The sequence below is a fragment of the Streptomyces sp. NPDC052773 genome (assembly GCF_044547145.1).
GTDB lineage: Bacteria > Actinomycetota > Actinomycetes > Streptomycetales > Streptomycetaceae > Streptomyces.
On the sequence record NZ_JBITZX010000002.1, the window covers coordinates 137,937 to 161,974 of the forward strand.

Sequence of the window (24,038 nt, forward strand, 5' to 3'; positions counted from 1 at the left end):
ATGAGCGAGTTCATCACCATCGTCGGAGCCCGGGAGAACAACCTCAAGGACGTCACCCTGCGCATCCCGAAAGGCCGGCTGACCGTGTTCACCGGCGTTTCGGGATCGGGGAAGTCGTCGGTCGTGTTCGACACGATCGCGGTCGAGTCGCAGCGCCAGCTCAACGAGACGTTCAGCTGGTTCGTGCGCAACCGGCTGCCGAAGTACGAGCAGCCGCAGGCGGACGCGTTGCGGGACCTGTCGCCCGCGATCGTCGTCGACCAGCGGCCGATCGGGGGTCACTCGCGGTCCACGGTCGGCACCATGACCGACGTCTACTCGGTCCTGCGGGTGCTGTTCTCCCGGCACGGCACGCCCAGCGCGGGTCCCGCGACGGCGTACTCGTTCAACGACCCGTCGGGCATGTGCCCGCGCTGCGACGGGCTGGGCCGGACCGTGCAGCCCGCCTGGGACCGCATCCTCGACCCCGCCAGGTCACTGGCGGACGGGGCGATCCGGTTCCCGCCGTTCGCCCCGGGCACCTGGCACGGGAAGACGTACACCAACGCCACCGAACTGGACGCGCGCAAGCCGGTCGGCGAGTTCACCGGCGCCGAGCGGGAGTTCCTGCTGCGCGGGCGCGGCGCGACGGTCACCATCGAGGGCTCGGGCGGCTCCTGGGCCCACGACTACGAGGGCCTGGCCGACCGGTTCGAACGGCTGTATCTGAAGCGGGACCTGTCCGCGCTCAGCCAGAAGACCCGCGATCTGGTCGCGCGCTTCCTGGTGGAGGACACCTGCCCGGAGTGCCACGGGGCACGGCTGAACGCCGCCGCGCTCGCCACCCGGATCAACGGGCTGTCCATCGCGGACTGCACCCACATGCAGGTCGGCGATCTGATCGGGGTCCTGCGGGAGATCGACGACCCGGTGGCCCGGCCGATCGCGGGCGCCGCCGTCGCCGCCCTGGAGCGCATCGAGGCGATCGGCCTCGGCTATCTCAGCCTCGACCGGGAGACCGCCACCCTCTCCGGCGGCGAGGGGCAGCGGCTGAAGACCGTGCGGCACCTGGGCTCCAGCCTGACCGGGATGACGTACATCTTCGACGAGCCGAGCGTCGGACTGCACCCACGCGATGTCGGCCGCCTCGGCGATCTGCTGCTGCGGCTGCGCGACAAGGGCAACACCGTGCTGGTCGTGGAGCACGACCCGGACGTGATCGCCATCGCCGACCACGTGGTCGACATGGGCCCCCGCGCGGGCACCGGCGGCGGGCGGGTGGTGTTCGAGGGCACTCCGCGCGAGCTGGCCGCGTCCGGGACGCTGACCGGGCGGTGCCTGGGACGCCGTACGAAGGTGAAGGAGCGCACCCGCGCGGCGAGCGGCGAACTGTGGGTCAAGGGCGCGGACCGGCACAACCTGTGGGACGTCACCGTGCGCTTCCCGGCCGGGGTGCTCACCGCGGTGACCGGGGTCGCCGGCTCCGGCAAGAGCACGCTGGTCGCGGAGCTGACCGAGGCGCATCCGGAGGCCGTCGTGGTCGACCAGTCGTCCATCGGCATCTCCGCGCGGTCGACGCCCGCGACCTACCTGGGGGTGATGGACACCGTACGGCGGATCTTCGCCCGGGAGACGGGCGCCGACCCGGGCCTGTTCAGCTTCAACTCGGCCGGCGCCTGCGACACCTGCGAGGGCCGCGGGGTGATCTACACGGACCTGGCCTTCATGGACCCGGTGACGACCACGTGCCATGTGTGCGAGGGGCGGCGGTTCCGGGAGGAGGTGCTGCGGCTGACGGTCGGCGGCCGTTCCGTCGCCGACGTCCTGGAGATGACCGCCGAGCAGGCCCTGGACTTCTTCGACGATTCCGGCGTACGGCGGCGGCTGCGCGCCCTGCGCGACGTCGGTCTCACCTATCTGACCCTCGGCCAGCCCCTGTCGACGCTCTCCGGCGGCGAGCGGCAGCGGATCAAGCTCGCGACCCGGCTGCACCGCACCGGGGCGATCTACGTCCTGGACGAGCCGACGACCGGGCTGCACATGTCGGACGTCGACGGACTGCTCTCGCTGCTGGACCGGCTGGTCGACGCGGGCAACACGGTCGTGGTCGTCGAGCACAACCTGGACGTGGTGGCCCACGCCGACTGGGTCGTCGACCTCGGCCCGGACGGCGGCCGGGACGGCGGGCGGGTGGTGTTCGAGGGGACACCGCGCGAGCTGCTGGCCGCCGAAGGGTCGTTCACCGGTGAACATCTGCGGCGGGTGGTGGGTGTGCGGTGAGTCGGGACCGGGCCGTGAGGGGCCGGTCGAGGCCCGGGCGGTCTCCTCGTACGCAAGGTCGAACGCCTCGGCCGCGCGGCGCCGGGGCGTCGGCCGCGTGGGGCGCCGGGACGGTCACACGGACCCCGTGCGCACCGGTCCGCGCCGTCCTCTCCGACAATGGGCCTGCATGATGTGCGCCGACACCCCGACGGGTTTCGGCCACGACCGGAAACACCCATCCGATACGGAGACCCCCGTGCCCAGCAAGAAGGCCCTCATCCGCCGCCCGAGCCCCCGCCTGGCCGAAGGCCTCGTCACGCACGTCGCACGTACGGAGGTCGATTTCGACCGCGCGGTGAAGCAGTGGGAGGCGTACGTCGAGGCGCTGCGCGCCCACGGCTGGGAGACCATCGAGGTCGATCCGGCCGACGACTGCCCCGACTCGGTGTTCGTCGAGGACACCGTGGTCATGTACAAGAACGTCGCCCTGATCACCCGGCCCGGCGCGCAGTCCCGCCGTGCCGAGACCATCGCCGTCGAGGAGACCGTGGCGAGCCTCGGCTGCTCGGTGAACTGGATCTGGGAGCCCGGCACGCTGGACGGCGGCGACGTCCTGAAGATCGGTGACACGATCTACGTCGGCCGGGGCGGGCGTACCAACGCGGTCGGCGTGCAGCAGCTGCGGGCCGCGTTCGAGCCGCTGGGCGCGCGGGTGGTGTCCGTGCCGGTGAGCAAGGTGCTGCACCTGAAGTCCGCGGTCACGGCGCTGCCCGACGGGACGGTGATCGGGCACATCCCGCTGATGGACACGCCGTCGCTGTTCGGGCGCTTTCTGCACGTGCCGGAGGAGTCCGGGTCCCATGTGGTGCTGCTCGGCGGTCACAAGCTGCTGATGGCGGCCAGCGCGCCGAAGACGGCCGAGCTGTTCGCGGACCTCGGCTACGAGCCGGTCGTGGTGGACATCGGCGAGTTCGAGAAGCTCGAGGGCTGTGTGACATGTCTCTCGGTGCGGCTGCGTGAGCTGTACGCCTGACCGGCTGGCGGATTCACCGCTCGAGCCCCGGGACCTGCGGGTCCCGGGGCTCTCGTGCACACCGGGGCGTCGCTTGGGAAGCGGGTCTGATCAGCGGTCTTTACAGCGCCCTTAACCTACGGAGTCGTAACCTACGGATTCGTAGCCTACGATTCCGTAGGTTCTGGTGCCGCCCGCCGGCCCACTGTACGTAGAAGCCCGTCCCCCTGGAGTACCCGTGACGATCACCTCCCCCCATCTCGGCAGCCCTTCCGTCTGGACCGACGCCCGGCTGCTGTACGCCCTGGAGGAAGTGGTCGAGAAGGAACTTAACCGCCATCTGAAGGTCGTCAAGGACTGGATGCCGCACGAGTACGTGCCGTGGTCGGACGGCCGGAACTTCCCCGGCCTGTTCGAGGACGGTGAGGCCTGGGACAAGGAGCAGTCCAAGGTCACCGAGGTCGGCCGGATCGCGCTGGTGGTGAACCTTCTGACCGAGGACAACCTGCCCAGCTACCACCACGAGATCGCCACCCTCTTCGGCCGCGACGGCGCGTGGGGCACCTGGGTGCACCGCTGGACCGCCGAGGAGGGCCGCCACGGCATCGTCATGCGCGACTACCTCCTCACCTCCCGCGCGGTGGACCCGGACAAGCTGGAGCAGTTCCGGATGGCCCACATGAGCGAGGGCTTCGAGTCCGACAACCGGCACTCGATGCTGCACTCGATCGCCTACGTCGCCTTCCAGGAGCTCGCGACCCGTATCTCGCACCGCAACACCGGTCACCAGTCCGGTGACCCGGTCTGCGACCGGATGCTGGCGCGCATCGCGACCGACGAGAACCTGCACATGGTCTTCTACCGGAACCTGCTCAAGGCGGCCTTCGAGCTGGCCCCCGACCTGACGATGCAGGCGGTGCGGGACGTGGTCGTGAACTTCCGTATGCCCGGTCACGGCATCCCCGGCTTCGAGCGGGCCGCCGCGCAGATGGCCATCGGCGAGATCTACAACCTCCGGATCCACCACGACGACGTCCTCCAGCCCGTGCTGCGGTTCCTGAAGGTCCTGGAGATCGACGGCCTCGGCCCCGAGGGCCGGCAGGCCCAGGAGGAGCTGGGCCTCTTCCTGGACGGCCTGGATGCGGAGGCCTCGAAGTTCGACGAGAAGCTGGCGGCCCGCAAGGCCCGCATGGCGGCCCGCGCGGGCGGCTGAAGGCCTGTCGGGGTGCCCCGCCTGGACGGCTGAAGCCCTGTCGGGGTGCCCCGCCTGGACGGCTGAAGCTCTGTCGGGGTGCCCCGCCTGGACGGCTGAAGCCCTGTCGGGGCGCCCCCGCACGGGCGGCTGACCCGTCCGGGATGTAGCCGGGCGGGGCCGCTGACCCGTCGGGGATGTAGACGCGCGGGCGGCGAAGGCGTCGGGGCGCCCTCCTCCGGTGCGGGCTTGTCCCATCGGGCACCCCTCCCCCAGGGGGCGGCGGAAACCCCCGAGGCCGCTCCACGCGGGACGCGGGAGGGTGAAGCGCCGGAGGCGTCACCGCGCGGAAGGCCGAACCCCCGAGCCGTCCCCGCCGGAGGCCGAACGCGTCGACGCCGCTCCCCCTCCCCCAGCAGGCGGCGGGAAACCCTCCGCACGCCCCACGCGGGCGACCGACCCCACCGTCCCCGCCCACCCTGCGAATCGGCCGTGCGCCGGCCCTTCGGACTGCGGCATCATGCACGCCATGTCGTACAACAGCACGTCGGAACACGCGGTCGGCTTCCTCCTGAGTCTGATCGAGGATGAGGACGCCGCGCGGGTGCGGCGGCGGGTCGGGCTCCCCGCGGGGCCCGATGGCTCCCCTGCCGTGCCGCACCGGCTGGACGCCGGCTGGGGCCATACGGGGGGATGCCCCGGCGTTTGACGGTTCGCTGACCGCCCGTCGCGGGTCCTCGTAACAGCGCGCCGCCGCTCCTGCCGCCGCTCCTGCCGCCGCGCTCCCGCCGTCGTCGCTTGCCGCCGTCGCGCGTCCGCCGCGCCGTTGCGGCTCCCCCGTTGTGGTGCCGCACAAGAAGGCCGTGCCCGGCGGCCCGCGCTTTGCGCGCGAACCGCCGGGCACGGCACAGACTAGACGGACCGTGATCCGTCGTGGCCGCGCTCAGTGCGGCGGCACCGACCCGCAGGTACGGGCGAAGTGCCCGGACGGACGTCACGAGCTCAGAGCGAGATGTAGGCCACCGCCCCGACGAGGCCGAGTTGGTTCGGGTCGCCGTTCGCGTCCAGGCCGTCATCGGACTGGCCGGGGGTGATCGTGGACACCAGGACCAGGCATTGGGAGTCCGCGTAGAGCTGGATGGTCTCCCCGGTCGAGGGCGCGATGTTCGTCGCCGAGCGTGCCCTGGTGACCTCGTCGAGGTTCGGGATGTCCGTGCAGCCCACGGAGGTGTCGTCGAAGCTTCCCGTCGGCGTACCCATGAAGTTGGTCTGCGGGTAGGCGGTGCCGATCACGGCCTGCGTGCCGACACCGTCCGCGCTGGCGGGGGCGGCGATGACGAGGCCGAGCGCCGCCACTGTGGCGGCGAGCACGGACGCCCGCTGGATCGTTCGTGACATGGTGTGTCCCTTCGTGGGTTCCAAGGCCGCTTGCGCCGTGGGGGACTTCGGCGCATATATGCAGCCGGTTGAGTCATTCGAACGTAACGCCGATGTTTCGCGGCCCGCTACGCCTTGTGCCGGTTCGGATGCGGTATGTCCGGTTCCGCCGGGGTCATATGCCGCGCGCGAATGCTGCGTTGCAGGTCAGGTGTTCGAACGCGACCATTATGGACGGATCTTGGCCACTTGGGGCGGGGGTTTTCGGCCACTTCGGGCGTTCCATGCCGCCGGAATATGCCAGCGCCCCCGCTCCGGTGACGGAGCGGGGGCGGCTTGGGAGTCTGTCTTATGGGCGGAACTCTTCGGCGTTGACGCCCCGGACGAAGTCGGCCCAGCCGTCTTGCGTGAACACCAGGACCGGGCCGGTGGGGTTCTTGCTGTCGCGGGCGGCGACCGCGCCGGGCAGGCGCGCGACCTCTACGCATTCGCCTTGGCCGCTGCTGTATGAGCTTGTGAACCAGGCGGCGTTGGCGAGGTCGGCGGCGGTGTTCATGCTGTCTCCTGTTCTCGCGTCAGGTCGTGCATCGCTGTCGCGATCATGCTGAGCGAGTCGTCGGGGCTGAGTGCCAGCGCCCGAAGAGTGTTGAAGGTGTTGGTGTACTGGCTGATGTCGGCTTCGGATTCGAGGAAGACATCACCGGCCATAGAGTCGATGTATACGAGTTCGTCATAGTCGGGGTCGGGGAAGCTGAGCAGGCTGAAGCTCCCCGGCATCCCGGGGTGGGCACCGACCGCGTACGGGATGACTTGCACGCTGACGTGCGGCTGCTTGGCGGCCACTTGCAGCCGCTGCATCTGCTCGGCCATGACGGCGGGTCCGCCGACGCAGCGCCGTAGGGCGGCCTCGTCGATGACGACCGTGAGGTCGAGGGGGTTGTCCTTGGTCAGCAGCGCCTGCCGTTCCATGCGTGCCTGTACGTGCTGGTCGATGTCCTTGGTGGTGGCCGATGGCCACACGCCGGGGATTACGGCGCGCGCGTACTGCTCGGTCTGGAGCAGGCCGGGGATGAACAAGCTCTGGTAGTTGCGGACCCCAGATGCCTCGGCTTCGAAAGCGATGTAGGCCGTGAGCGACTCGCGCAGGTCGGCGTGATAGGGCCGCGTCCACCCCTGAGTATCTGCCACCTTGGCGAGTTCGATGATCTCGCCGCGTTCAGCGTCGCCCACTCGGTACGTGTCCAGGAGCGTGATCACGGTGCGTGGCTGAGGCGTCACGCGGGCGCTTTCGATGCGATAGAGCGTGGTGCGGCTGATGCCGGTCTGTTCGGTCACCTCCTCGTGACTCAGCTCGGCGGCTTTCCGCAGCCGTCGCAGCTCTGCTGCTAGACGACGTCGGCGCACCGTCGGTGGCTTTCCGATCACGCTCACATCCCTTCATGTGCATGAGCGGGTCAGGGCCGAGTGTGGCTCACGCGGGGTCGGATCGCCAAGTCAAATCCCAAATGCAGCTGATGCATCCGAACCGGTTGCACGAGACCCCGATGCAGGGCCATGCTGGGGCTCAGCTTGGCACGGGCCGTGACGGGATCGTTGCCGTGAGCTGAACGTGCCCTCGGGAGAGTGACGGGGTTCGCGGGACAGCTCGGGTCGATATCCCCGCAGCGCCGCCGTGCGCACGTCGCGGCAGGTGGCCCCCGCCTTTTGGTGTGGCCTGAACGACCGAGAGGACGTACCCGATGACCCCGACTCTCTACGGCTACGCAAGCGTGCCGGGCATGGACGCCGCCGCTTTACCCCACATGCGGCGCAGACTGGCCGCCTTCGCGGGTCGGCGCGGCTTCGCACTCATGGACGTGTTCGCGGTCCAGCGGCCTGGTCAACGCTTGGGCGTGTGGTGCGAACTGCTCTGGGACTGCCAGGTCTTCGGGGTCCACGACATCGTGATTCCGTCGCTGTCGCACATGAACCCGTGCGAGGCGCTGGCGCGGTTCATGTGCCAGGACTTGGCCGCGCGGATCGGCGGCCGGGTCTGGATCGTGGGCCAGCGGCGGCCCGTGGTCGCCCCAGCGGAAGAGGTAGGGGTGATGGCGGGGTGAGCGAGTACCCGGCCCCTCTCGGGGCGGCGTCGGTGAAGTTGCCCGCGACGCGCGAGGCGGTGCCGCTCGGGCGATTGCTCGTGTCACACGTGCTCGGGGTCTGGGGCGTGGACGACGTAGTCGACGACGCGACGCTGATCATCTCCGAGTTGGTGACCAACGCCGTCAGGCACGGTCATGGCCCGACGCGCGACCCTGACGGGGCGCTGGTTGGCATTCAGGTGCGGGTCCAGGGGTGTTCGATCGTGACGGACGTATGGGACCCCAACTCGAAGCTACCCATCCAGCGCATGGCGAGCGCTAACGCCGAAGGCGGGCGGGGGTTGTGGCTGGTTGACGCGATCAGTGATCGCTGGGACATGTGGGCGCCCGCGTCCGGCGGCAAGGTCGTGTATGCGGAACTGGGCGTAGGCAAGCCCCCGGACGTGTCGCTTGTGGGTGCGCCGATCGAGTTGCCGGAAGCGGTACTGGCGGCGTCTCTGACCGGGATGGGAGAGCAGCACCTCATGGCCGACACGGCGTTGATGCTCCAGTTCGTGGACGGGCTGGCGGTCGCGTGAGGTGGCCGCAGGCATCACGAGGCCCGCCGGTGAGGGGCGCGGTGCGGGCTGATGTTGGTGGAGGCAGTCAACGACTCATGGGGCGGATGGAGCCCCAGACCGGAGGACGCAAGTGATGTATGAGAAGGCGCGGGTTCACGGGTTGCCGCAGCGCAAGCGCCGGGCGGGTACCGGGGACGGGCGGGATCGGGTGATGGCTGACCTCACGCGGATTCAGCCTCACCTCGCCCGGCTTGAGCGCGCCTTGGCGAGCATGCTCTAGGCGCGGGACATAGGCCACCGCCGCCGCTCGGAACGCGTCCGGGGCGTCCGCACGGCGGTTGGTGGTTGGGGGCCGGGGCGACGTTTCGGGGGACGGGCAGCCTTTCGTTGTGGGGGCCGGTCAGCCGGGGGCAGGTGGCGGGCCGGGAGAGCCCGAGGCCCGCCCCGGAGGTTTCAGTGTCTCCGGGGCGGCTGGTGGGGGTGGCTTTCTGGGTGGTGGGCTGATCATGGTGGGTGGGTGGGGCCGCGAGCGCCGCGCGCGCGAAGGCAACGCCCCATACGGCCGTACCGGCCTCCGTGCTGTTGTGGGTCCTGGAGGAGGACGAGCCGCTGGGCAACGCGGTGGTGTGGCGGCATCTTCCCGCCGTGGACGGGTTGCGGCGGGCCATCGTGCGGGGCAGGCCGTTCGGGTCGGGGCGGACCGAGCCGGTGCCGGTCGACACCCTGGTGCGCCACAAGGGTGAGCCGGCGGTGCCGGAGGCCTACCGACGGCACGGTCTGCTCGGCGCGTTGCGGGCGGCGACCACGATGGCGGCGGGGCGGGCCGCCGCCTCCATGGTCGTCATGCCCGCGGACTGGCGGTCCGTCACCGAGGCGGACGCGGAGCGGGCGCTGCCCGGTTACGCCCGCTGGGCGCTGGCGGTACGCCCGGACTGCCCGCCCGAGCTGCGGGAACAGTTCGGCTCCCACCCGAAGTTCACCCACCGGGTCCGGCAGGCCGGGGTGCTGGCCGGCCCCGCGGAGTACGCGACGGAGCACGGTCCCGCGCGGAGCGTGCTCTCGGTGCTGTCCACGGGACGTGTCCTGTTCCCGACACGGGTGCGCCAAGCCGAGGACGCCCTGCGTCCGCTCGTCCGCGGCCACCTGGGCGCTCGCGACGACGCGTGGGCGGTGCTCGCGCAGCTCATGGGCACCTTCTACGGGACCGCGCCCGAACTCATCGTCACCGCGGGCGCCATCGCCTGACGGGACAGGGGAAGGGGGGCGGGGCGGCTGGATTCGAACCAGCGTGTTCGGTTTTGGAGACCATGCGCCTGCCTCTGCGCTACGGCCCCGCCCTTGCGGCAGAGCGTAATGCCTTGGCCCGTTGTCAGTGGGGCCTGCTACCAATGAGGCACGGGGAACATCGCGGGGGAAGCACCACGGGGGAGCACGACATGGGGTACGGGGAGCGGGGGCGGCATGCCCCGGTCGTCGATCTCGCCGACCGCAGGGCGCTGGAGCGGTACCGGCCGGCGGATCCGGAGGTCGTCGAGGAGGCGCGCCGGCTGAAGGAGGCCGCGCTGCTGGACTTCGGCCTGGCGGAGTCGGCGGTGGCGTCCTGGCTGTACGCGAAGTGCCCGCACCAGATCCCGACCACGGCGGTGGACACGGCCGCCGTGGTCGCCTCCGGCGACGGCACCTGCCTGCTGCTGTACAACCCGGACCGCTTCGTCCGGCTCGGCCTGGACGGCGTGAAGTTCGTCCTGTTCCACGAAGCCCGCCACCTCGTGCACCGGCATCTGTTCGCCGAACCCGAGCTGCGCGCCGACCCGGTGTTCGCGCTGGCCGCCGAGGTCTCCGTCAACCATGTGGCGCTGACCCGGCTCGGCCGCGGCGAGCTGCCCCTGCTGGACGGCCGGCCGACCGGCGTCGACCCGCGGAAGGTGTACGAGGCGTACCACGCGGACCTGACGGCGCACGGCCTGGAACCGGTGCCGTACCGCGTGTTCATCGACACGGACCTGCGGGTGCACGGCGAGTTGCGCCGGATGCACCACCCGCCGGTCCCGGAGTCGTGGCTGTGTCCGCGCCTGGTGGAGGGCGCGGTGCCCGCCGACCAGGAGACGATCGACAGCGTGGTCTCCTCCGCGCTGCTCAACACGCTGCTGGCGGCCCGGCGCGGGCACACGGGCGCCGAGCGGGAGCTGCTGGAGCTGATGGGCCGCACCGAGGAGGGCTCCGCGCGGGCCGCCCGGATCTGGGGGAACCTCGGCGCGGGCGTGCTGCGCGGGCAGACCACGGCCACGCGGACGGTGGACTGGTGGCAGCGCTGGCTGGTCGACGTGCTCGGCACCCGCCTGCGCGAGGGCGAGCGGCTGGTGTACCCGAAGAAGCGCGGCGCGCTCCTCGCGGCCCTCGGCCACGACCCGATGCTCTCCCGGCGCGGCCCCGTCCGGGAGAAGCTGCTGGTCATAGCCTTGGACACCTCCGGTTCGATGCCGGACCACGTGGTGTCCTGGCTCACCGAACTCGTCGGCACCATCGACGGCGTGGTGGCGCACTGGCTCTCCTTCGACGCTGTCGTGATGCCCTTCCGGCCCGGCGAGCGAAGCGAGATGGGGGTCCCCCCGGACGAAGTCTGGGGGAGGGTCTACGGCGGGGGCGGGACGAGTTTCCAGGCCGTCGCGGACTACGTGGAGGGCCGTACGGAGGTGAACGGCCGCCGACTGGACGTCACTCCGGACGCCGTGGTCGTCGTCACCGACGGGTACGCGCCGCCGATCACCCCCGCCGAGCCGGATCGGTGGATCTGGCTGATCACGGAGGGCGGCTCCGACTGGCCCGAGACGCACACACCCGCGATGGCCTGCCATCGCGTCACGACGGGAACGCGATAGATGACCACGGAAGCGCAGCGGACGGCCCCCTCCGCGCGGCGCCACGCCCCGCACGACGGCACGGGCGTGTCCCGGCTGGAGGCCTTCATCGACGCGATGATCGACCTCGGCCAGACCGGTCAGGTCTTCGGCGAGCACGGCATCGGCAAGACGGCGACGTTCTTCTCGCACATCGCCCGCGCCCATCCCGAGGCGACCCTGGTATACGTCCCGGCGGCGAACCTGACCCCCGACGACCTGCTCGTCGGAGCCCCGGTGCGCGATCCGCGCAGTGGTGAACTGGTGCTGCGGCAGCTGGTGATGAGCGCGCTCAAGCCGGGCCGGCCGTTCGTGCTGCTGATCGACGACTCGCTCCAGGCGGGCGACACCATCCAGTCGCAGCTGATGCAGATCGCCTGCGACTGGACGCTCGGCGAGCACGACCTGCGCGCCCTGGGCTGCATCGGCGTCTTCCTCACCGACAACGAGTCATTGTCCGAGACCTCCGCCCGGCGCGGCGACCTGGCCCTGCTGGACCGCATGGTGACGATGCGGATCACCGCGAACGACACCTCCTGGCGCCGCAATCTCGCGGCCAAGTACCGCCGCTGGGACCTGGACCCGGTGTTCTCGGTGTGGGCGTCGCTCTCCCCCGAGCTGCGCGCCCTGCTCTCCCCGCGCACCCTCGACCACGTCCTCGCCAACGCCCGGGAGGGCTTCCCGCTGCGCTGGGGGCTGCCGCTGCTCGACGGGGAGCGGCTGCGGCTCGTCGAACGCGACCCGGACGGGCGGCCGGGACAGGACCGTACGGCGGAGATCCTCGACCGGATCGCCGCCGCGCTGGGCGTGCCCAACCCGGCGACCGTGCCCGACCCGGTGCGGCGGGTGGTGCGGGCCGCGCTGCGCAACCGCTGGACGGTGCTGCTCCAGGGCCCGCCCGGCTGCGGCAAGACGGAGCTGGTGCGGCAGACGCTGCGCGAGGGCCTGGGCCGGGACCCGCTGTACTTCTCGCTGCCGGTGACCAACGTGGAGGACCTGTGCGCGCCGGTGCCCTCGGCCGACGGCACCCTGGACCATCTGCTGGCCGCGCGGTTCACCGGGCCTGAGCCCAAGGCGATCGTGTGGGACGAGTACAACCGGCCGAAGGACAAGGCGGCGTTCGCCAAGCTCATGGAGATCACTCAGGAGTGGTCGCTGGCGGGCCGGCGGATCGAGAACCTGCGTGCCCAGGTCGCCGTCCAGAACCCGCCGTACCACTTGGGCCGCAAGCTGCTCGTGGCGCGGAACAACATCGCCCAGGCGTCCCGCTTCACCGCCTCGCTCACCGTGGAGCCGGAGGACATACCGGCCAACGAGTGGCTGATCGACCGGTACGGCGCGGACGCGGAGACGGTGCTGGAGTGGTGGAAGCACGACATCGACGAGGAGGGCCGCGCCTGGATCACCAAGCGCACCATGGAGCGGCTGATCAAGCTGCACCGGCGGGGGCTGCCGCTGGAGATGGCGACGGTCTACCTCGGGGACGGCGAGTACGCCCCGGTGCCGCTCACCGCGCTGATCGACCGGCTGCGGGGCCGCCCGGTGACGGGGCTGCGCGAGCTGGCGCGGGACGTGGACGCCTGGGAGCGGCGGCTGCGGCGGGCCGCCGAGCGGTCCGACGAGGGCGGGAACGACAGTGACGTGGTCCACCAGATCATCGCCAACGCGGAGCTGTCGCAGCTGAAGAAGCACCGGGAGGCGGTGACCCGGCTGGTGGCGTGGCTGCCGCCGAAGCTGCGCGCCACCTATCTGGTGGGCGCGTCGGAGCAGCAGCAGCGGTTCTGGACGCAGGTGTTCATGGCGATGCGGCGCTGACCGGCCCGCCCCCGGCCCCGGCTCGGCCCCGCGTCAGTACTCGCCCACGTCACCACTCGGCCCCGCGTCAGCACTCGCCCACGTCACCACTCGGCCCCGCGTCACCACTCGACCCACGTCACGACTCGGCCACGCGTCACCACTCGGCCACGCGGTAGTCCTTCAGGAACACCCCGGACACCGGGTCCCCCGCCTCGCCGCGCACGATCGGGTCGTAGACGCGGGCCGCCCCGTCCACCACGTCCAGCGGGGTGCGGAAACCGGAGCCGGCCATCCGGGCCTTCTTCGGGGCCGGGTTCTCGTCGGTGATCCAGCCGGTGTCGACGGCGCACATGTGGACGCCGTGCCCGGCGAGTTGGGCGGCGCTGGTGCGGGTGAGCATGTTCAGCGCGGCCTTGGCCATGTTGGTGTGCGGATGGCCGGCCGTCTTGTTGCGCACGGCGAACCGGCCCTCGACGGCGGTGACGTTGACGACGTAGCGGCGCGGGTGCGGGGCGGCGAGCAGCAGTGGCAGCAGCCGGTCGCACAGCAGCGCCGGGGCGAGGGCGTTGACGAGCTGGGTCTCCAGGACTTCGGCCGGGTCGAGCGCGCCGAGCCGGGCGGACCAGGAGTTCTCCGGGGACGGGTCGGGCAGCAGCCCGGCCTCGTCGGCCTCGCGCAGGACGACGGGCAGCGCGGCGGCCCCGCCCTCGATCATCCGCATCGGCCGGAAGCCGGGCGCCGGGCGGGCGCCTTCGGGCAGCGTGTCGCGCTCGCCGGCGGCCAGCAGCGCGTACGACTCCGGTGGGCGCCGTACGGTCTGGGCGGCGTTGTTGACGAGGATGTCCAGCGGCCGGCCCTCCTGCCGCAGTTCCTCGCACAGGCCCAGCACCTGGCGGGGGTCGCGCAGGTCGACGGCGAGGACGGTGAGCCGGTCGAGCCAGCGCTCGCTGCCCGGCGCGGCGCGGAAGCGGCGCACGGTGTCGTGCGGGAAGCGGGAGGTGACGAGGAGTTCCGCGCCGTCCCGCAGCATCATCAGGGCCAGCTGGAAGCCGATCTTCACCCTGCCGCCGGTGACCAGCGCCCGACGGCCGGTCAGGTCGGTGCTCAGGGCGCGGCGGGCGGTGTTGTCGGCGGCGCAGCGCGGGCACAGCCGGTGGTAGAAGGAGTCGACCTGGCGATAGGGCGACTTGCAGACATAGCAACCGCGCGGTTTGCGGAAGGCCCCGCCGGAGCCGGGTGCGGTCAGCGGCGCGTCCTCGCGCCGGTCGAGGGCGCCGGTCGCGGTCGCCGCCATCACCGAGGCGTCGGCGGCCGAGGTCTCGGCCCCGCGGGCCTTGCGGCGGCGGAGCCGGCCGTCCCGGGCGAAGGAGGCGGCGACCTGCTCGGTGCGCAGCCGTACGGGGTCGTCGATGGGCAGGGCCCGCAGCTTGCCCACCACCCGGTGGAAGGCCGCCAGTTCCTCCTCCGTGACCGCGTCCGTCATCCGCCTCTCCCCCTGTGCGCGCCCGAGGATCCTAACCGGACGGTCGCACCGGCTCAGTGGGAGGTGCGGCGCAGCCGGAGGCGTTCCTTCTCGGACAGGCCGCCCCACACGCCGAAGCGTTCGTCGTGGGTGAGGGCGTACTCGAGGCAGGCGGCGCGCATCTCGCACATGCCGCAGATGCGCTTCGCCTCACGCACCGAGCTGCCGGGCTCGGGAAAGAAGAAGTCGGCCCCGGTCTGCGCGCACAGGGCCTGCGACTGCCAGGCGGAGAAGGCCGGGGTGATCGTTTCGAAGTGCATGTCCCCGAGCCTGGCCGAGGACGAAAAACGTTCGATCAACGACGGATCAACGCGGCGCTCCGGGAGCCGTCGGACGCCCCGATGATGCCGCGCGGGCGCGTCCGGCGCACGGCGGCACGCGGAGACGGCACCAACAGTCACGGCCCGAACCGTCACTTAACGTGACCATTGACGGGGGTTTCCGGCGGCGAGTGTCAGTGGGCGGTGCCAGACTCGGCAGAGCAGGCAACGGGCCCCTTTACGAGGAGGGCGAGGATGCTCACCACCCGTTTCGTCGACGGCGCTCCGAACTGGGTCGACGTCGGCTTCCCCGACCTGGACGGTGCCGTCTCCTTCTACGGCGGTCTCTTCGGCTGGCGCTTCCGGCCGGCGGGCCCTGAGGCCGGTGGCTACGGCTTCTTCCAGCTCGACGGCCGGACGGTGGCCGGCGGCATGCGGACCACGCCGGAGCAGGGCCCGCCGTCCTGGACGGTGTACTTCCTCAGCCCCGACGCGGAGGCCACCGCGCAGGCGTCCGAGCAGGCGCACGGCGGCGTGCTGCTGCGGCCCATGGACGTGCTGGGCCAGGGCCGCATGGCGCTCCTCACCGACAAGGCGGGCGTGCGCTTCGGCGTCTGGCAGCCGGGCGGGACCGAGGGGATCGGCGTGGCGGGCGAACCCGGCTCGCTGTGCTGGGTGGAGCTGTACACCCAGGACCTGCCGGCCGCCGCCGCGTACTACCGCGCGGTGCTGGGCCTGGAGACCTTCGGCGTGCCTTTCCCCGGCGGCGTCTACACCACGGTCAACCCCGCGGGTGGTGGCGAGGAGTCCATGTTCGGCGGCATGGTGCCGCTGTCCGACGACCCGACGGAGGCGGACGCGGACCCGTACTGGCTGCCGTACTTCGAGGTCGAGGACACGGACGCCGCCGTCGCCGACGCCGAGCGGCTGGGCGGCACGGTCCGGATGCCCGCCACCGACATGCCGGACGTGGGCCGTATCGCCAAGCTGGCGGACCCGTACGGCGCCCGCTTCGCGGTGATCAAGAGCGTGCCGCAGCAGGAGGAGCAGCCGTAGAAGGCGACAGAGGAGCAGCAGCGGGAGTCAACCGAGGCTACGCCGACGCCCGCCGCACCAGCGTCGTCGGCAGAACCACCCCGGTCGAGGCATCCGAACCGGCCCTGACGTCCGCCCCGGCCGTAACGTCCGCCCCGGCAGCGGCGTCCGGCCCGGCCGCACCGCGCCCCGCCTCCCCCGGCGACCTGCGGTCCAGCCGCCGCAGCAGCAGCCGCGCCATCAACCGCCCCATCTCCTCGATGTCCTGACGGACCGTCGTCAGCGGCGGGTCGGTCTGTTCGGCCAGCGGCAGCATGTCGTCGAACCCGACCACGGCGACATCCTCGGGCACCCGCCGCCCGCGCTCCCGCAGCACGCGCAGCGCACCCGCGGCGGTCAGGTCGTTCGCGGCGAACACGGCGTCCACGTCGGGGACCCGGTCGAGGAGTTCGCGCATGGCACGCTCGCCACCAGCCGGGGTGAAGTCGCTCTCCACGACCAGCCGGGGATCGGCGTCCCCGACCACGTCCCGGTAGCCGTCGAGCCGGTCCGCCGCCGAGGTCTGGTCGAGGGGCCCGGTGATGTGCGCGATCCGGGTGCGGCCGAGGCCGACGAGGTGGTCCACGGCCGTGCGGGCACCGCCCCGGTTGTCGCTGTCGACGTACACCGCCTGCCGGGTCGCGTCACTCCAGCCCGGCCGTCCGCCGAACACCGTCGGCACCCCGGCGCGCTGGATCAGGCCGGGCAGCGGGTCGTCGAGGTGCAGGGAGAACACCAGCGCGCCGTCGACATGGCCGCCCGCGAGGTAGCGGCCCACGCGAGCGTGGTCGGCACGGCCCTCCGTCAGCAGCAGCACCAGCTGGTTGTCGTGGGCGGTCAGCTCCTTGCTGATGCCGCGCAGTTGCAGCGCGAAGAAGGGGTCGGCGAAGACCCGGGACTCCGGTTCGGCGATGACGACGGCGACCGCGTCGTGCCGCTTGGTCACCAGGCTGCGGGCCGCCTGGTTGGGGACGTACCCGAGTTCCTCCACGGCCTGGCGGACCCGCTCCACGAGGGGTTCGCGGACGCCCTCCCCGCCGTTGACGACCCGGGAGACGGTGGCCCGCGACACGCCCGCCCGCGCGGCCACGGCCTCCAGCGTGGGACGCGACGCTCCCTCGGTCACTTCGGGGCTCCTCCTCGGCGGTTGCCGATCAGGATAACCACGGCCCCCGCGCGGGCGGACGGCGGCATCGGCACCGCAAAATCCCTTGCCGCGCGGGGCGTCGGCCGATGACGATCACGGCATGACGACGAGAGGCGCCCATGCCCCCTAGCCCCGCCGAGACGCGGCTCGAGCCGTACGCACGGCTGCCGCGCGGCCATCACGACCGGACCGTCCTGCACAGCACGGTGGACGCCGAGGGCCGTGCGCACTGGCTCCTCGGGGAGCACCGACCGCGCGGCGCGGCGCGTGAGCCGTACGACGCCGTGGTGGTCACCGTCGGGGACGGGCCGCCTCACGAGACGCACCTGAGCGCCCTCACCGCCCGCTTCCCGCACCTCGCCGCCCTCCCCGACGGCGGTTTCCTGGTGGCGGACAGCCGGTCCCGGGAGGGCGACGAGCAGGTGCAGGTCTTCGACGCGCTGGGCCGCCCCTCCCGGACGTTCCGCGTCGGCGACGCCATCGAGCATCTGCTGACCGACGCGGCGGGCGGCCTGTGGGTCGGCTACTTCGACGAGGGCGTCTACGGCGACGACCCGCTCAGCGCTCCCGGCCTGCGCCACTGGAGCAGCACGGGCGAGAGCGTGTGGTCGTACCAGCCGGTCGACGGAGCGGACTGGATCTCCGACTGCTACGCGCTGAACGTGTCGGGGCACACCGCGTGGGCCTGCACCTACACGGACTTCCCGCTGCTGGAGATCGGTGCCGGGCACGCGATCCGGGTGCGGAAGAACCCCGTGCAAGGGGTCAAGGGCCTCGCCGTGCACGGCGATCGCGCGGTGCTGTTCGGCGGCTACGGCGAGGACCACGACCGGCTCGTCGACTGCCGTCTCACGGACACCGCGGTGCGACCGGTGACCGAGGGCCGTCTGCTCGGTCCCGGTGGTGGCCGGCTCGACCGCCGCCGGCTGGTCTGCCGCGGCCCTCGCCTCTACGTCCAGGAGCGGCCCGGCACGGAGTGGACCGTCCTGGACATCGGCTGACGTCAGTGCTGGTGCGGCTCGTGGGGGTCGTGCGGCTCGTACCCCGGAATCGTGCCGTCCGTCTTCTTCACCAGGAACAGCCCGACCATCCCCATGTCGGAATGGCTCTGCACATGGCAGTGGTACATCCACGCCCCGGCGCCCACCCCCTCCCCCGCGATCACCTGGAAGCCGAAGGAGTCCGCCGGGCCGACGATCTTGTTGTCGATGACGGGGCTGGGGTCCTCCGGGCCGGTCAGCGTGCCGGTGCGGTTGTCGGCCCAGCGGTGACCGTGCAGGTGGAAGGTGTGGTAGTACTCGCCGTGCGTGATCATCACGAACTCGACCCGGTCGCCCACCGTCGCCTCGAAGTCCGGACCGGTGTGCGGGGGCCGGTTGTTGATGGTCATGTCGTTGAAGACGATGGTGTGGGTCCGGTCCGGCAGGATGTCGCCCTTGCGGCGCACGATCACCGGCCCGTACAGGCCCTTGCGGATGCCGCCGGTGCCGTGTTCGGTGCCGACGACATGGTCGTGGTAGTGCCAGTAACCCGCGCTGCCCGCCCGCCAGGTGCCGTCCTTGCGGCGGCCGGGGGCGTGGGTGCGCCAGGTGTAGACGCGGGTGCCGCCCGGCTCGACGTCGCTCTTGTTCTGCTTGGTGCCGTCGCTGGAAATCTCGTAGTCCAGGCCGTGGACGTGCAGGCTCACCGGCACGTCCATGGTGTTCTCGAACTCGATGTGCAGGGTGTCGCCCTCGTTCAGCTCGATCAGCGGCCCGGGGATCGTCGCCTTGCCCTTCTCCAGGCCGTAGCCCATCTGCCCGTCGGCGAGCCGCTCGGCGTAGAGCCGGATCCGCCGCACCTCGCCGCCGGCCGGCGCCGTCCTCACCGGCTCCGCGGCGCCGGCGCCGGTGGCCTCGACCGCCGCCGCCAGGGACAACGATGTCGCGGCGGCCGCGCCGCCCAGGAGCACCCGCCGGTTGAACCCACGTCTGTCCATGCCGAACTCCCCACTCCGGTACGGAATTCGAGACGGTAGCGGGGCGCACCGCGTTTATCCACACCCAGGACAAAGTTCGACCCTTCCCGGTCATACCTATTGGCGAACCGCGCAAAGAGGTCTAACTTCCTTGGCGCTGTTGCTGTGACCGACGAGGGGTGGGTGACCACATGCGGTCCACATCGCACCACAGACCGAGGGAACGACGACGGTCGAGGACCGGCAGACGGGTTGCGACAGCCGCCCTGACCGCCGGTTTCCTCACCGCCGGACTCCTCTCCGGCACCGCCGCGAACGCGCGCCCGGCGCCGGAGCCGTCACTGACAACGATGTCCGTCAAGTCGCCCCCGGGCGGCGCGAACGTACGGGTGCTGATCTTCTACGGCTCGGCGGCGGCCGGGGGCGAATCCCCCCTCGTCAACGCCGGGATCGAGGCCATCGAGCGGATCGGGCTGTCCGGTCCGGTGAACCAGCGATTCAAGGTCGAGGCCACGGACGATGCCTCGGTCTTCACCGACGAGGCCAAGCTGGGCCGGTTCAACGCCATCGTGTTCCTCACCGGGGGCGGCGACGTCCTCGACCCGGAGCAGGAGGCGGGCCTGGAGGCCTACATGGAGGCGGGCGGCGGCTTCGTCGGTCTCCATGACGCGGCCCGCGCGGAGCCGTACTCGGACTGGTTCACCGGACTGATCGGCGCCCGCCCGGCCGCCTCCAGCCCGACCGCCGTCCAGCGGGCGACGGTCGAGGTCGGCGACCGCCGGCACCCGGCCACCAAGGATCTGCCGGTGCAGTGGAAGCGCCCGGACCGGTGGTTCAACTGGGTGAAGAACCCGTCCGGTGCCGTGCACACGGTCGCCCGGGTACGGGAGTCCACCTACCGGCCCGGGGCCGGCGCCAACGGCTGGGACCATCCCGTCAGCTGGTGCCGGGACTACGACGGCGGCCGGTCCTTCTACACCGGCATGGGCGGCACGGTGTCGTCGTACGACGAGACCGACTTCCGCACCCATCTGCGCGGCGCCCTGCTGTGGACGACCCGCCTCGTGCAGGCCGACTGCAAGGCGACGATCAACGGCAACTACAAGGCCGAGCGGCTCACCAAGCCCAACCAGCCCGGCCAGAACGACCAGATCGGCGAACCGCACGGCCTGGTCACCGCCCCCGACGGGCGGGTGTTCTACATCGGGCGCGGCGGCGCCGACTCCTCCCAGCCGGTGATCACCGACTGGAACAACCCGGACATCGGCAAGGGCAAGGGCGAGATCCACGTCTACGACCCGAGGACCAAGCAGGTAACCCTCGCCGGAGCGCTCACCGTCTTCGGCAACAAGGGCGGCGGCGACGAACTGGTCAAGGTCGAGGAGGGCCTGCTCGGCATCGAACTGGACCCGCGGTTCGAGGAGAACGGGTGGGTGTATCTGCACTACACCCCGCACTCCGAGATCGACCGCGAGACCCGGATGGCCGAGCGGCGCGTCTCCCGCTTCACCCTCGACCGGGCCACGAACAAGCTGGACCTGGGCAGCGAGAAGGTGCTGCTCGCGTGGCCGGTGCAGATCCACAGCTGCTGCCACGCGGGCGGCGGCATGGCCTGGGACTCCAAGGGCAACCTGTACATCGCGACCGGCGACAACAACTCCAGCCGCTTCAGCGACGGTTACTCCGGGAACAACCCGGAGCCCAACTACAAGGGCGTGTCCTTCGCCGACGCGCGCCGCACCGCCGGCAACACCAACAACCTCAACGGCAAGATCCTGCGCATCCACCCGGAGCCCGACGGGACGTACACGATCCCCGAGGGCAACCTCTTCACCGGCAGGGAGACCGACGAGGGCGGCGGCAAGACCCGCGGCGAGATCTACGTCATGGGCGTCAGGAACCCGGCGCGCATCTTCGTCGACAAGACCACCGACATCCTCTACGCGGGCTGGGTCGGCCCGGACGCCTCGGCGCCGTCCCCGGTGTGGGGCCCCGCGAAGTACGACACGTTCGCGGTCATCACCAAGGCGGGCAACCGGGGCTGGCCGTACTGCATGGGCAACAAGCAGCCCTACCGGGACCGGAACCTGCCGGACCCGTCCAAGCCGCTCGGCTGGTACGACTGCGACCACCCGAGGAACGAGTCGCCGAACAACGACGGCCTGGTCAATCTCCCGCCGGTCACCGGCAACAACATCTGGTACTCCCCGCAGGGAGGCGGCCCGGACTTCCCGCGCGACGCCGCCGGGGTCCCGTCGTACAAGCCGGAGGAGGCCACCTACCGGCTGCCGTGGCTGAAGGGCGGCGGGCAGGCCGCGATGAACGGGCCGGTCTACCGGCACGCCGACGTCACGCCCGGAAGCGACGTCGCCTGGCCCGCGTACTGGGACGGCAAGTGGTTCGTCGGCGACTTCTACGACGCCGACCAGCCGCGCAACGCCGTGCTGATGGATCCGAGGACGCAGGGCGACGGCGGACTGCCGGTGCACTCCGAGTCGCTGAAGAAGATCGTCCCGGTCGGCAACGACGGCATCAAGAACCTGATGGACTGGAAGTTCGGCCCGGACGGCGCGCTGTACGTGCTCGACTACGGCCGCGGCTTCTTCACCTCGGACGCCAAGTCGGCCCTGTGGCGGGTGACGTACACCGGCGGCGGTCCGACTCCGTCCGCCGACCAGCTGGCGAGGGGGTCGCAGTCGTGAGAACCGTACGACGTCAACGAAGAGCGGTGGCCGCCCTGCTGGCGGGGCTGCTCCTGCTGCTCGGGGTGCAGGCGGCCCCGGCGGCGCTCGGGCAGAGCGAACCGCCCGCCGCGCCCGAAGCCGCGCAGGTGCTCACCTGGACGGCAGGCGACGACATCACCAAGTACACCTCGGCACCGGCGACCGCGGTGGCGGGCCCGGCGACGATCGTCTTCGAGAACAGCGCGGCCACCGGCAACACCACCGGCATGCCGCACACCCTGACGTTCGCGACGAACGACCCGGAGTTCAACGGCGACGTCCCGCTGAACATCCTCGCGAGCCCCAACGACGACATGGGCGGCCGGCACACCGCCGAGGTCACCCTGACCCCGGGCCGCTACTTCTACCACTGCACGATCCCCGGCCACGGCTCCATGCAGGGCATCCTGGTGGTGACCGAGGGAAGTGGCGAGGACACCACGCCGCCGGAGGCCACCGCCGAGGTGACCGGGACGCGGAACGGGCAGGGGCAGTACGTCGGGTCGGCGAGCGTCACCGTCCGGGCCACGGACGAGGCCGGCGGGTCGGGGGTCGACCGCGTCCAGTACGCGATCGGCGCGACGGGCGACTGGCTGCCGTACACGACCCCGGTCGTCGTCGACCAGGTGGGCACCCACACCGTCCGCTACCGCGCCTACGACAAGGCCGGCAACGTCTCCGCCGAGCAGAGCGTCGAGTTCACCGTCGTCGCCCCGCCGTCGGACGACACCACGCCGCCGGAGACCTCGGCCACGGTCAGCGGCGAACGCGACGCGAACGGCGCGTACGTCGACATGGCGACGGTCACCGTCACCGCCTCGGACACCGGGTCCGGGGTGAACACCATCGAGTACGCCCTCGGCGCGTCCGGCGCCTGGCAGCCGTACACCGCGCCCGTGATGGTGCACCAGGCGGGCACGCACACGGTCCGCTACCGCGCCACCGACAAGGCGGGCAACGTGGCGGCGGTCAAGAGCGTCGAGTTCACGGTGGTCGCCGCGCCGCCGCAGGACACCACGCCACCGGTCACCGGCGTGACCGTGGAGGGAACGCAGAACTCCGACGGGGCGTACGTCAACCGGGCCACGGTCACCGTGACCGCGACCGACGCGGGCGGGTCGGGCGTCGACCGGATCGAGTACTCGCTCGACGGCGGACCGTATCTCGCCTACACCGCACCGCTGGTCGTCGACCGCGCCGGCGCGCACACCGTCGCCTACCGCGCCACCGACAAGGCCGGCAACACCTCCCCGGCCCGCACCGTGAGCTTCACCGTGGTCTCGGGCCAGGTACCGGCCCCGGACTGCCCCGAGTACGACGAACGCCTCACGGTCATCGTCGGCACCGTCGACTCGGGCGTGCCCAACCGGGTCACGAACAACCGGTGCCGGATCAACGAGCTGATCGAGGACGAGAAGGAGTGGTCCTCGCACGCGCTGTTCCTCAAGCATGTGAAGACGGTCCTCGACAGGCTGCTGCGCGAAGGGGTCGTCGACCAGCGCGAGTACAACGCGATCCAGCGGGCGGCCCGCCAGTCCGGTATCGGCAAGCCGGGCCAGACTGACGGCTACCGCAAGATCTTCGACGGCAGCGCGGAGTCGTTCGCCGCCTGGCAGCACGTCGGCGGCGGCTCCTTCGCCCTGAACGCCGACGGGTCGATGACCAGCGGCACCACCAAGGCCGGGCTCGGGATGCTGTGGTTCCCGCAGCGCAAGTACGGCGACTTCTCGCTGCGCCTGCAGTGGCGCGACGACGCCCCCGGCACCGGCAACGCCAACTCCGGTGTCTTCGTGCGCTTCCCCTGGGTCCACGACCACCCGGAGGAGCCGCGGCCGGAGTGGGTCGCCATCAAGTACGGGCACGAGGTGCAGGTGCTCGACCGGCCCGACGGCGACATGTACAAGACGGGCTCGGTCTACGGCTTCGACCGGGTCGGGCTGGCCGGGGCGGGCGTCACCCAGAAGGGCACCTGGAACGACTACGAGATCCGGGTGGTCGACCAGCACTACTCGGTCTACCGCAACGGCGTGCTGATCAACGAGTTCGACAACATCGGCGGCCAGGAGTTCTCCCCGCCGCGCGCCGACGACCCGGGCACGGACGGGCGGCGGTTCTCCTCCGGCTACATCGGGCTCCAGGTGCACGGCACGACGGACGTGATCTCGTACCGGGACATCAGGATCAGGGAACTCTAGGAG

20 protein-coding genes and 1 tRNA gene are annotated in these 24,038 nt (G+C 71.4%); 13 read left to right on the plus strand and 8 right to left on the minus strand.

Going from position 1 to position 24,038, the window contains the following annotated elements:
- The 4 genes from ACIG0D_RS05745 to ACIG0D_RS05760 all read left to right on the plus strand — a co-directional run bounded on the left by ACIG0D_RS05745 (position 1) and on the right by ACIG0D_RS05760 (position 5,154).
- Positions 1 to 2,259, plus strand: a complete 2,259-nt coding sequence (locus ACIG0D_RS05745) for an ATP-binding cassette domain-containing protein (RefSeq protein WP_399796473.1) — start codon at positions 1 to 3, stop codon at positions 2,257 to 2,259.
- Positions 2,260 to 2,497: 238 nt separating this feature from the next.
- Entirely contained in the window at positions 2,498 to 3,274 is a 777-nt protein-coding gene (ddaH, locus tag ACIG0D_RS05750) for a dimethylargininase (protein WP_399796475.1), read from the plus strand.
- Positions 3,275 to 3,491: 217 nt separating this feature from the next.
- The gene (locus ACIG0D_RS05755) at positions 3,492 to 4,466 is read left to right on the plus strand and encodes an acyl-ACP desaturase (RefSeq protein WP_399796476.1); all 975 of its coding nucleotides are present in this window, start codon (positions 3,492 to 3,494) and stop codon (positions 4,464 to 4,466) included.
- Positions 4,467 to 4,974: 508 nt separating this feature from the next.
- Positions 4,975 to 5,154 carry a hypothetical protein gene (locus ACIG0D_RS05760; protein ID WP_399796478.1) on the plus strand — a complete coding sequence of 60 codons (180 nt, stop codon included), beginning with the start codon at positions 4,975 to 4,977 and terminating at the stop codon, positions 5,152 to 5,154.
- Between the two features lie 293 nt (positions 5,155 to 5,447).
- Here the strand turns inward: ACIG0D_RS05760 and ACIG0D_RS05765 are convergent, their stop codons facing one another.
- The 3 genes from ACIG0D_RS05765 to ACIG0D_RS05775 form a co-directional block, all read right to left on the minus strand.
- Positions 5,448 to 5,843: a hypothetical protein gene (locus ACIG0D_RS05765; RefSeq protein WP_399796480.1), complete on the minus strand. Its 396-nt coding sequence runs from the start codon at positions 5,841 to 5,843 to the stop codon at positions 5,448 to 5,450.
- Positions 5,844 to 6,171: 328 nt separating this feature from the next.
- Positions 6,172 to 6,378, minus strand: coding sequence for a DUF397 domain-containing protein (locus ACIG0D_RS05770; RefSeq protein ID WP_399796481.1), 207 nt, complete (start codon positions 6,376 to 6,378; stop codon positions 6,172 to 6,174).
- Positions 6,375 to 7,253, minus strand: a complete 879-nt coding sequence (locus tag ACIG0D_RS05775) for a helix-turn-helix domain-containing protein (RefSeq protein WP_399796483.1) — start codon at positions 7,251 to 7,253, stop codon at positions 6,375 to 6,377. The genes ACIG0D_RS05770 and ACIG0D_RS05775 overlap by 4 nt, the downstream gene beginning before the upstream one ends.
- A 308-nt stretch (positions 7,254 to 7,561) precedes the next feature.
- Between ACIG0D_RS05775 and ACIG0D_RS05780 the strand changes: the two genes are divergently transcribed.
- From ACIG0D_RS05780 to ACIG0D_RS05790, 3 genes are all read left to right on the plus strand, one after another.
- A complete protein-coding gene (locus ACIG0D_RS05780; RefSeq protein ID WP_399796485.1) occupies positions 7,562 to 7,921 on the plus strand; it encodes a hypothetical protein in 360 nt (119 codons plus the stop codon).
- A complete protein-coding gene (locus ACIG0D_RS05785; protein ID WP_399796486.1) occupies positions 7,918 to 8,481 on the plus strand; it encodes an ATP-binding protein in 564 nt (187 codons plus the stop codon). The genes ACIG0D_RS05780 and ACIG0D_RS05785 overlap by 4 nt, the downstream gene beginning before the upstream one ends.
- A gap of 558 nt (positions 8,482 to 9,039) precedes the next feature.
- Entirely contained in the window at positions 9,040 to 9,708 is a 669-nt protein-coding gene (locus ACIG0D_RS05790) for a hypothetical protein (protein WP_399796487.1), read from the plus strand.
- Positions 9,709 to 9,725: 17 nt separating this feature from the next.
- Here ACIG0D_RS05790 and ACIG0D_RS05795 read toward each other — a convergent pair.
- Positions 9,726 to 9,799: transfer RNA gene (locus tag ACIG0D_RS05795), tRNA-Trp, on the minus strand.
- Between the two features lie 100 nt (positions 9,800 to 9,899).
- Here ACIG0D_RS05795 and ACIG0D_RS05800 point away from each other — a divergent pair.
- Positions 9,900 to 11,342 carry a hypothetical protein gene (locus tag ACIG0D_RS05800; protein ID WP_399796489.1) on the plus strand — a complete coding sequence of 481 codons (1,443 nt, stop codon included), beginning with the start codon at positions 9,900 to 9,902 and terminating at the stop codon, positions 11,340 to 11,342.
- Complete coding sequence (locus ACIG0D_RS05805; protein WP_399796490.1) at positions 11,343 to 13,175, plus strand: AAA family ATPase; 1,833 nt, start codon at positions 11,343 to 11,345, stop codon at positions 13,173 to 13,175. It abuts the gene before it with no gap.
- Positions 13,176 to 13,311: 136 nt separating this feature from the next.
- Here the strand turns inward: ACIG0D_RS05805 and ACIG0D_RS05810 are convergent, their stop codons facing one another.
- Together ACIG0D_RS05810 and ACIG0D_RS05815 are read right to left on the minus strand one after the other, a co-directional pair.
- Positions 13,312 to 14,640, minus strand: coding sequence for an SDR family NAD(P)-dependent oxidoreductase (locus tag ACIG0D_RS05810; protein ID WP_399796492.1), 1,329 nt, complete (start codon positions 14,638 to 14,640; stop codon positions 13,312 to 13,314).
- 53 nt (positions 14,641 to 14,693) lie between these two features.
- Entirely contained in the window at positions 14,694 to 14,939 is a 246-nt protein-coding gene (locus tag ACIG0D_RS05815) for a WhiB family transcriptional regulator (protein WP_399796494.1), read from the minus strand.
- A 255-nt stretch (positions 14,940 to 15,194) separates the two neighbouring features.
- Between ACIG0D_RS05815 and ACIG0D_RS05820 the strand changes: the two genes are divergently transcribed.
- A complete protein-coding gene (locus ACIG0D_RS05820; RefSeq protein ID WP_399796496.1) occupies positions 15,195 to 15,995 on the plus strand; it encodes a VOC family protein in 801 nt (266 codons plus the stop codon).
- Positions 15,996 to 16,032: 37 nt separating this feature from the next.
- Here ACIG0D_RS05820 and ACIG0D_RS05825 read toward each other — a convergent pair whose 3' ends face one another.
- The gene (locus ACIG0D_RS05825; protein WP_399796498.1) at positions 16,033 to 17,139 is read right to left on the minus strand and encodes a LacI family DNA-binding transcriptional regulator; all 1,107 of its coding nucleotides are present in this window, start codon (positions 17,137 to 17,139) and stop codon (positions 16,033 to 16,035) included.
- A 140-nt stretch (positions 17,140 to 17,279) separates the two neighbouring features.
- Here ACIG0D_RS05825 and ACIG0D_RS05830 point away from each other — a divergent pair, with 140 nt between their 5' ends.
- A complete protein-coding gene (locus ACIG0D_RS05830) occupies positions 17,280 to 18,161 on the plus strand; it encodes a hypothetical protein (RefSeq protein ID WP_399796500.1) in 882 nt (293 codons plus the stop codon).
- A 2-nt stretch (positions 18,162 to 18,163) separates the two neighbouring features.
- Here the strand turns inward: ACIG0D_RS05830 and ACIG0D_RS05835 are convergent, their stop codons facing one another.
- Entirely contained in the window at positions 18,164 to 19,138 is a 975-nt protein-coding gene (locus ACIG0D_RS05835) for a multicopper oxidase domain-containing protein (protein ID WP_399796501.1), read from the minus strand.
- A 170-nt stretch (positions 19,139 to 19,308) separates the two neighbouring features.
- On the opposite strand from ACIG0D_RS05835, the gene ACIG0D_RS05840 reads away from it, so the two are divergent.
- Positions 19,309 to 21,819 carry a ThuA domain-containing protein gene (locus ACIG0D_RS05840; RefSeq protein WP_399796503.1) on the plus strand — a complete coding sequence of 837 codons (2,511 nt, stop codon included), beginning with the start codon at positions 19,309 to 19,311 and terminating at the stop codon, positions 21,817 to 21,819.
- Between the two features lie 26 nt (positions 21,820 to 21,845).
- Positions 21,846 to 24,035, plus strand: coding sequence for an OmpL47-type beta-barrel domain-containing protein (locus ACIG0D_RS05845; RefSeq protein WP_399796506.1), 2,190 nt, complete (start codon positions 21,846 to 21,848; stop codon positions 24,033 to 24,035).
- Positions 24,036 to 24,038 lie beyond the last annotated feature (3 nt).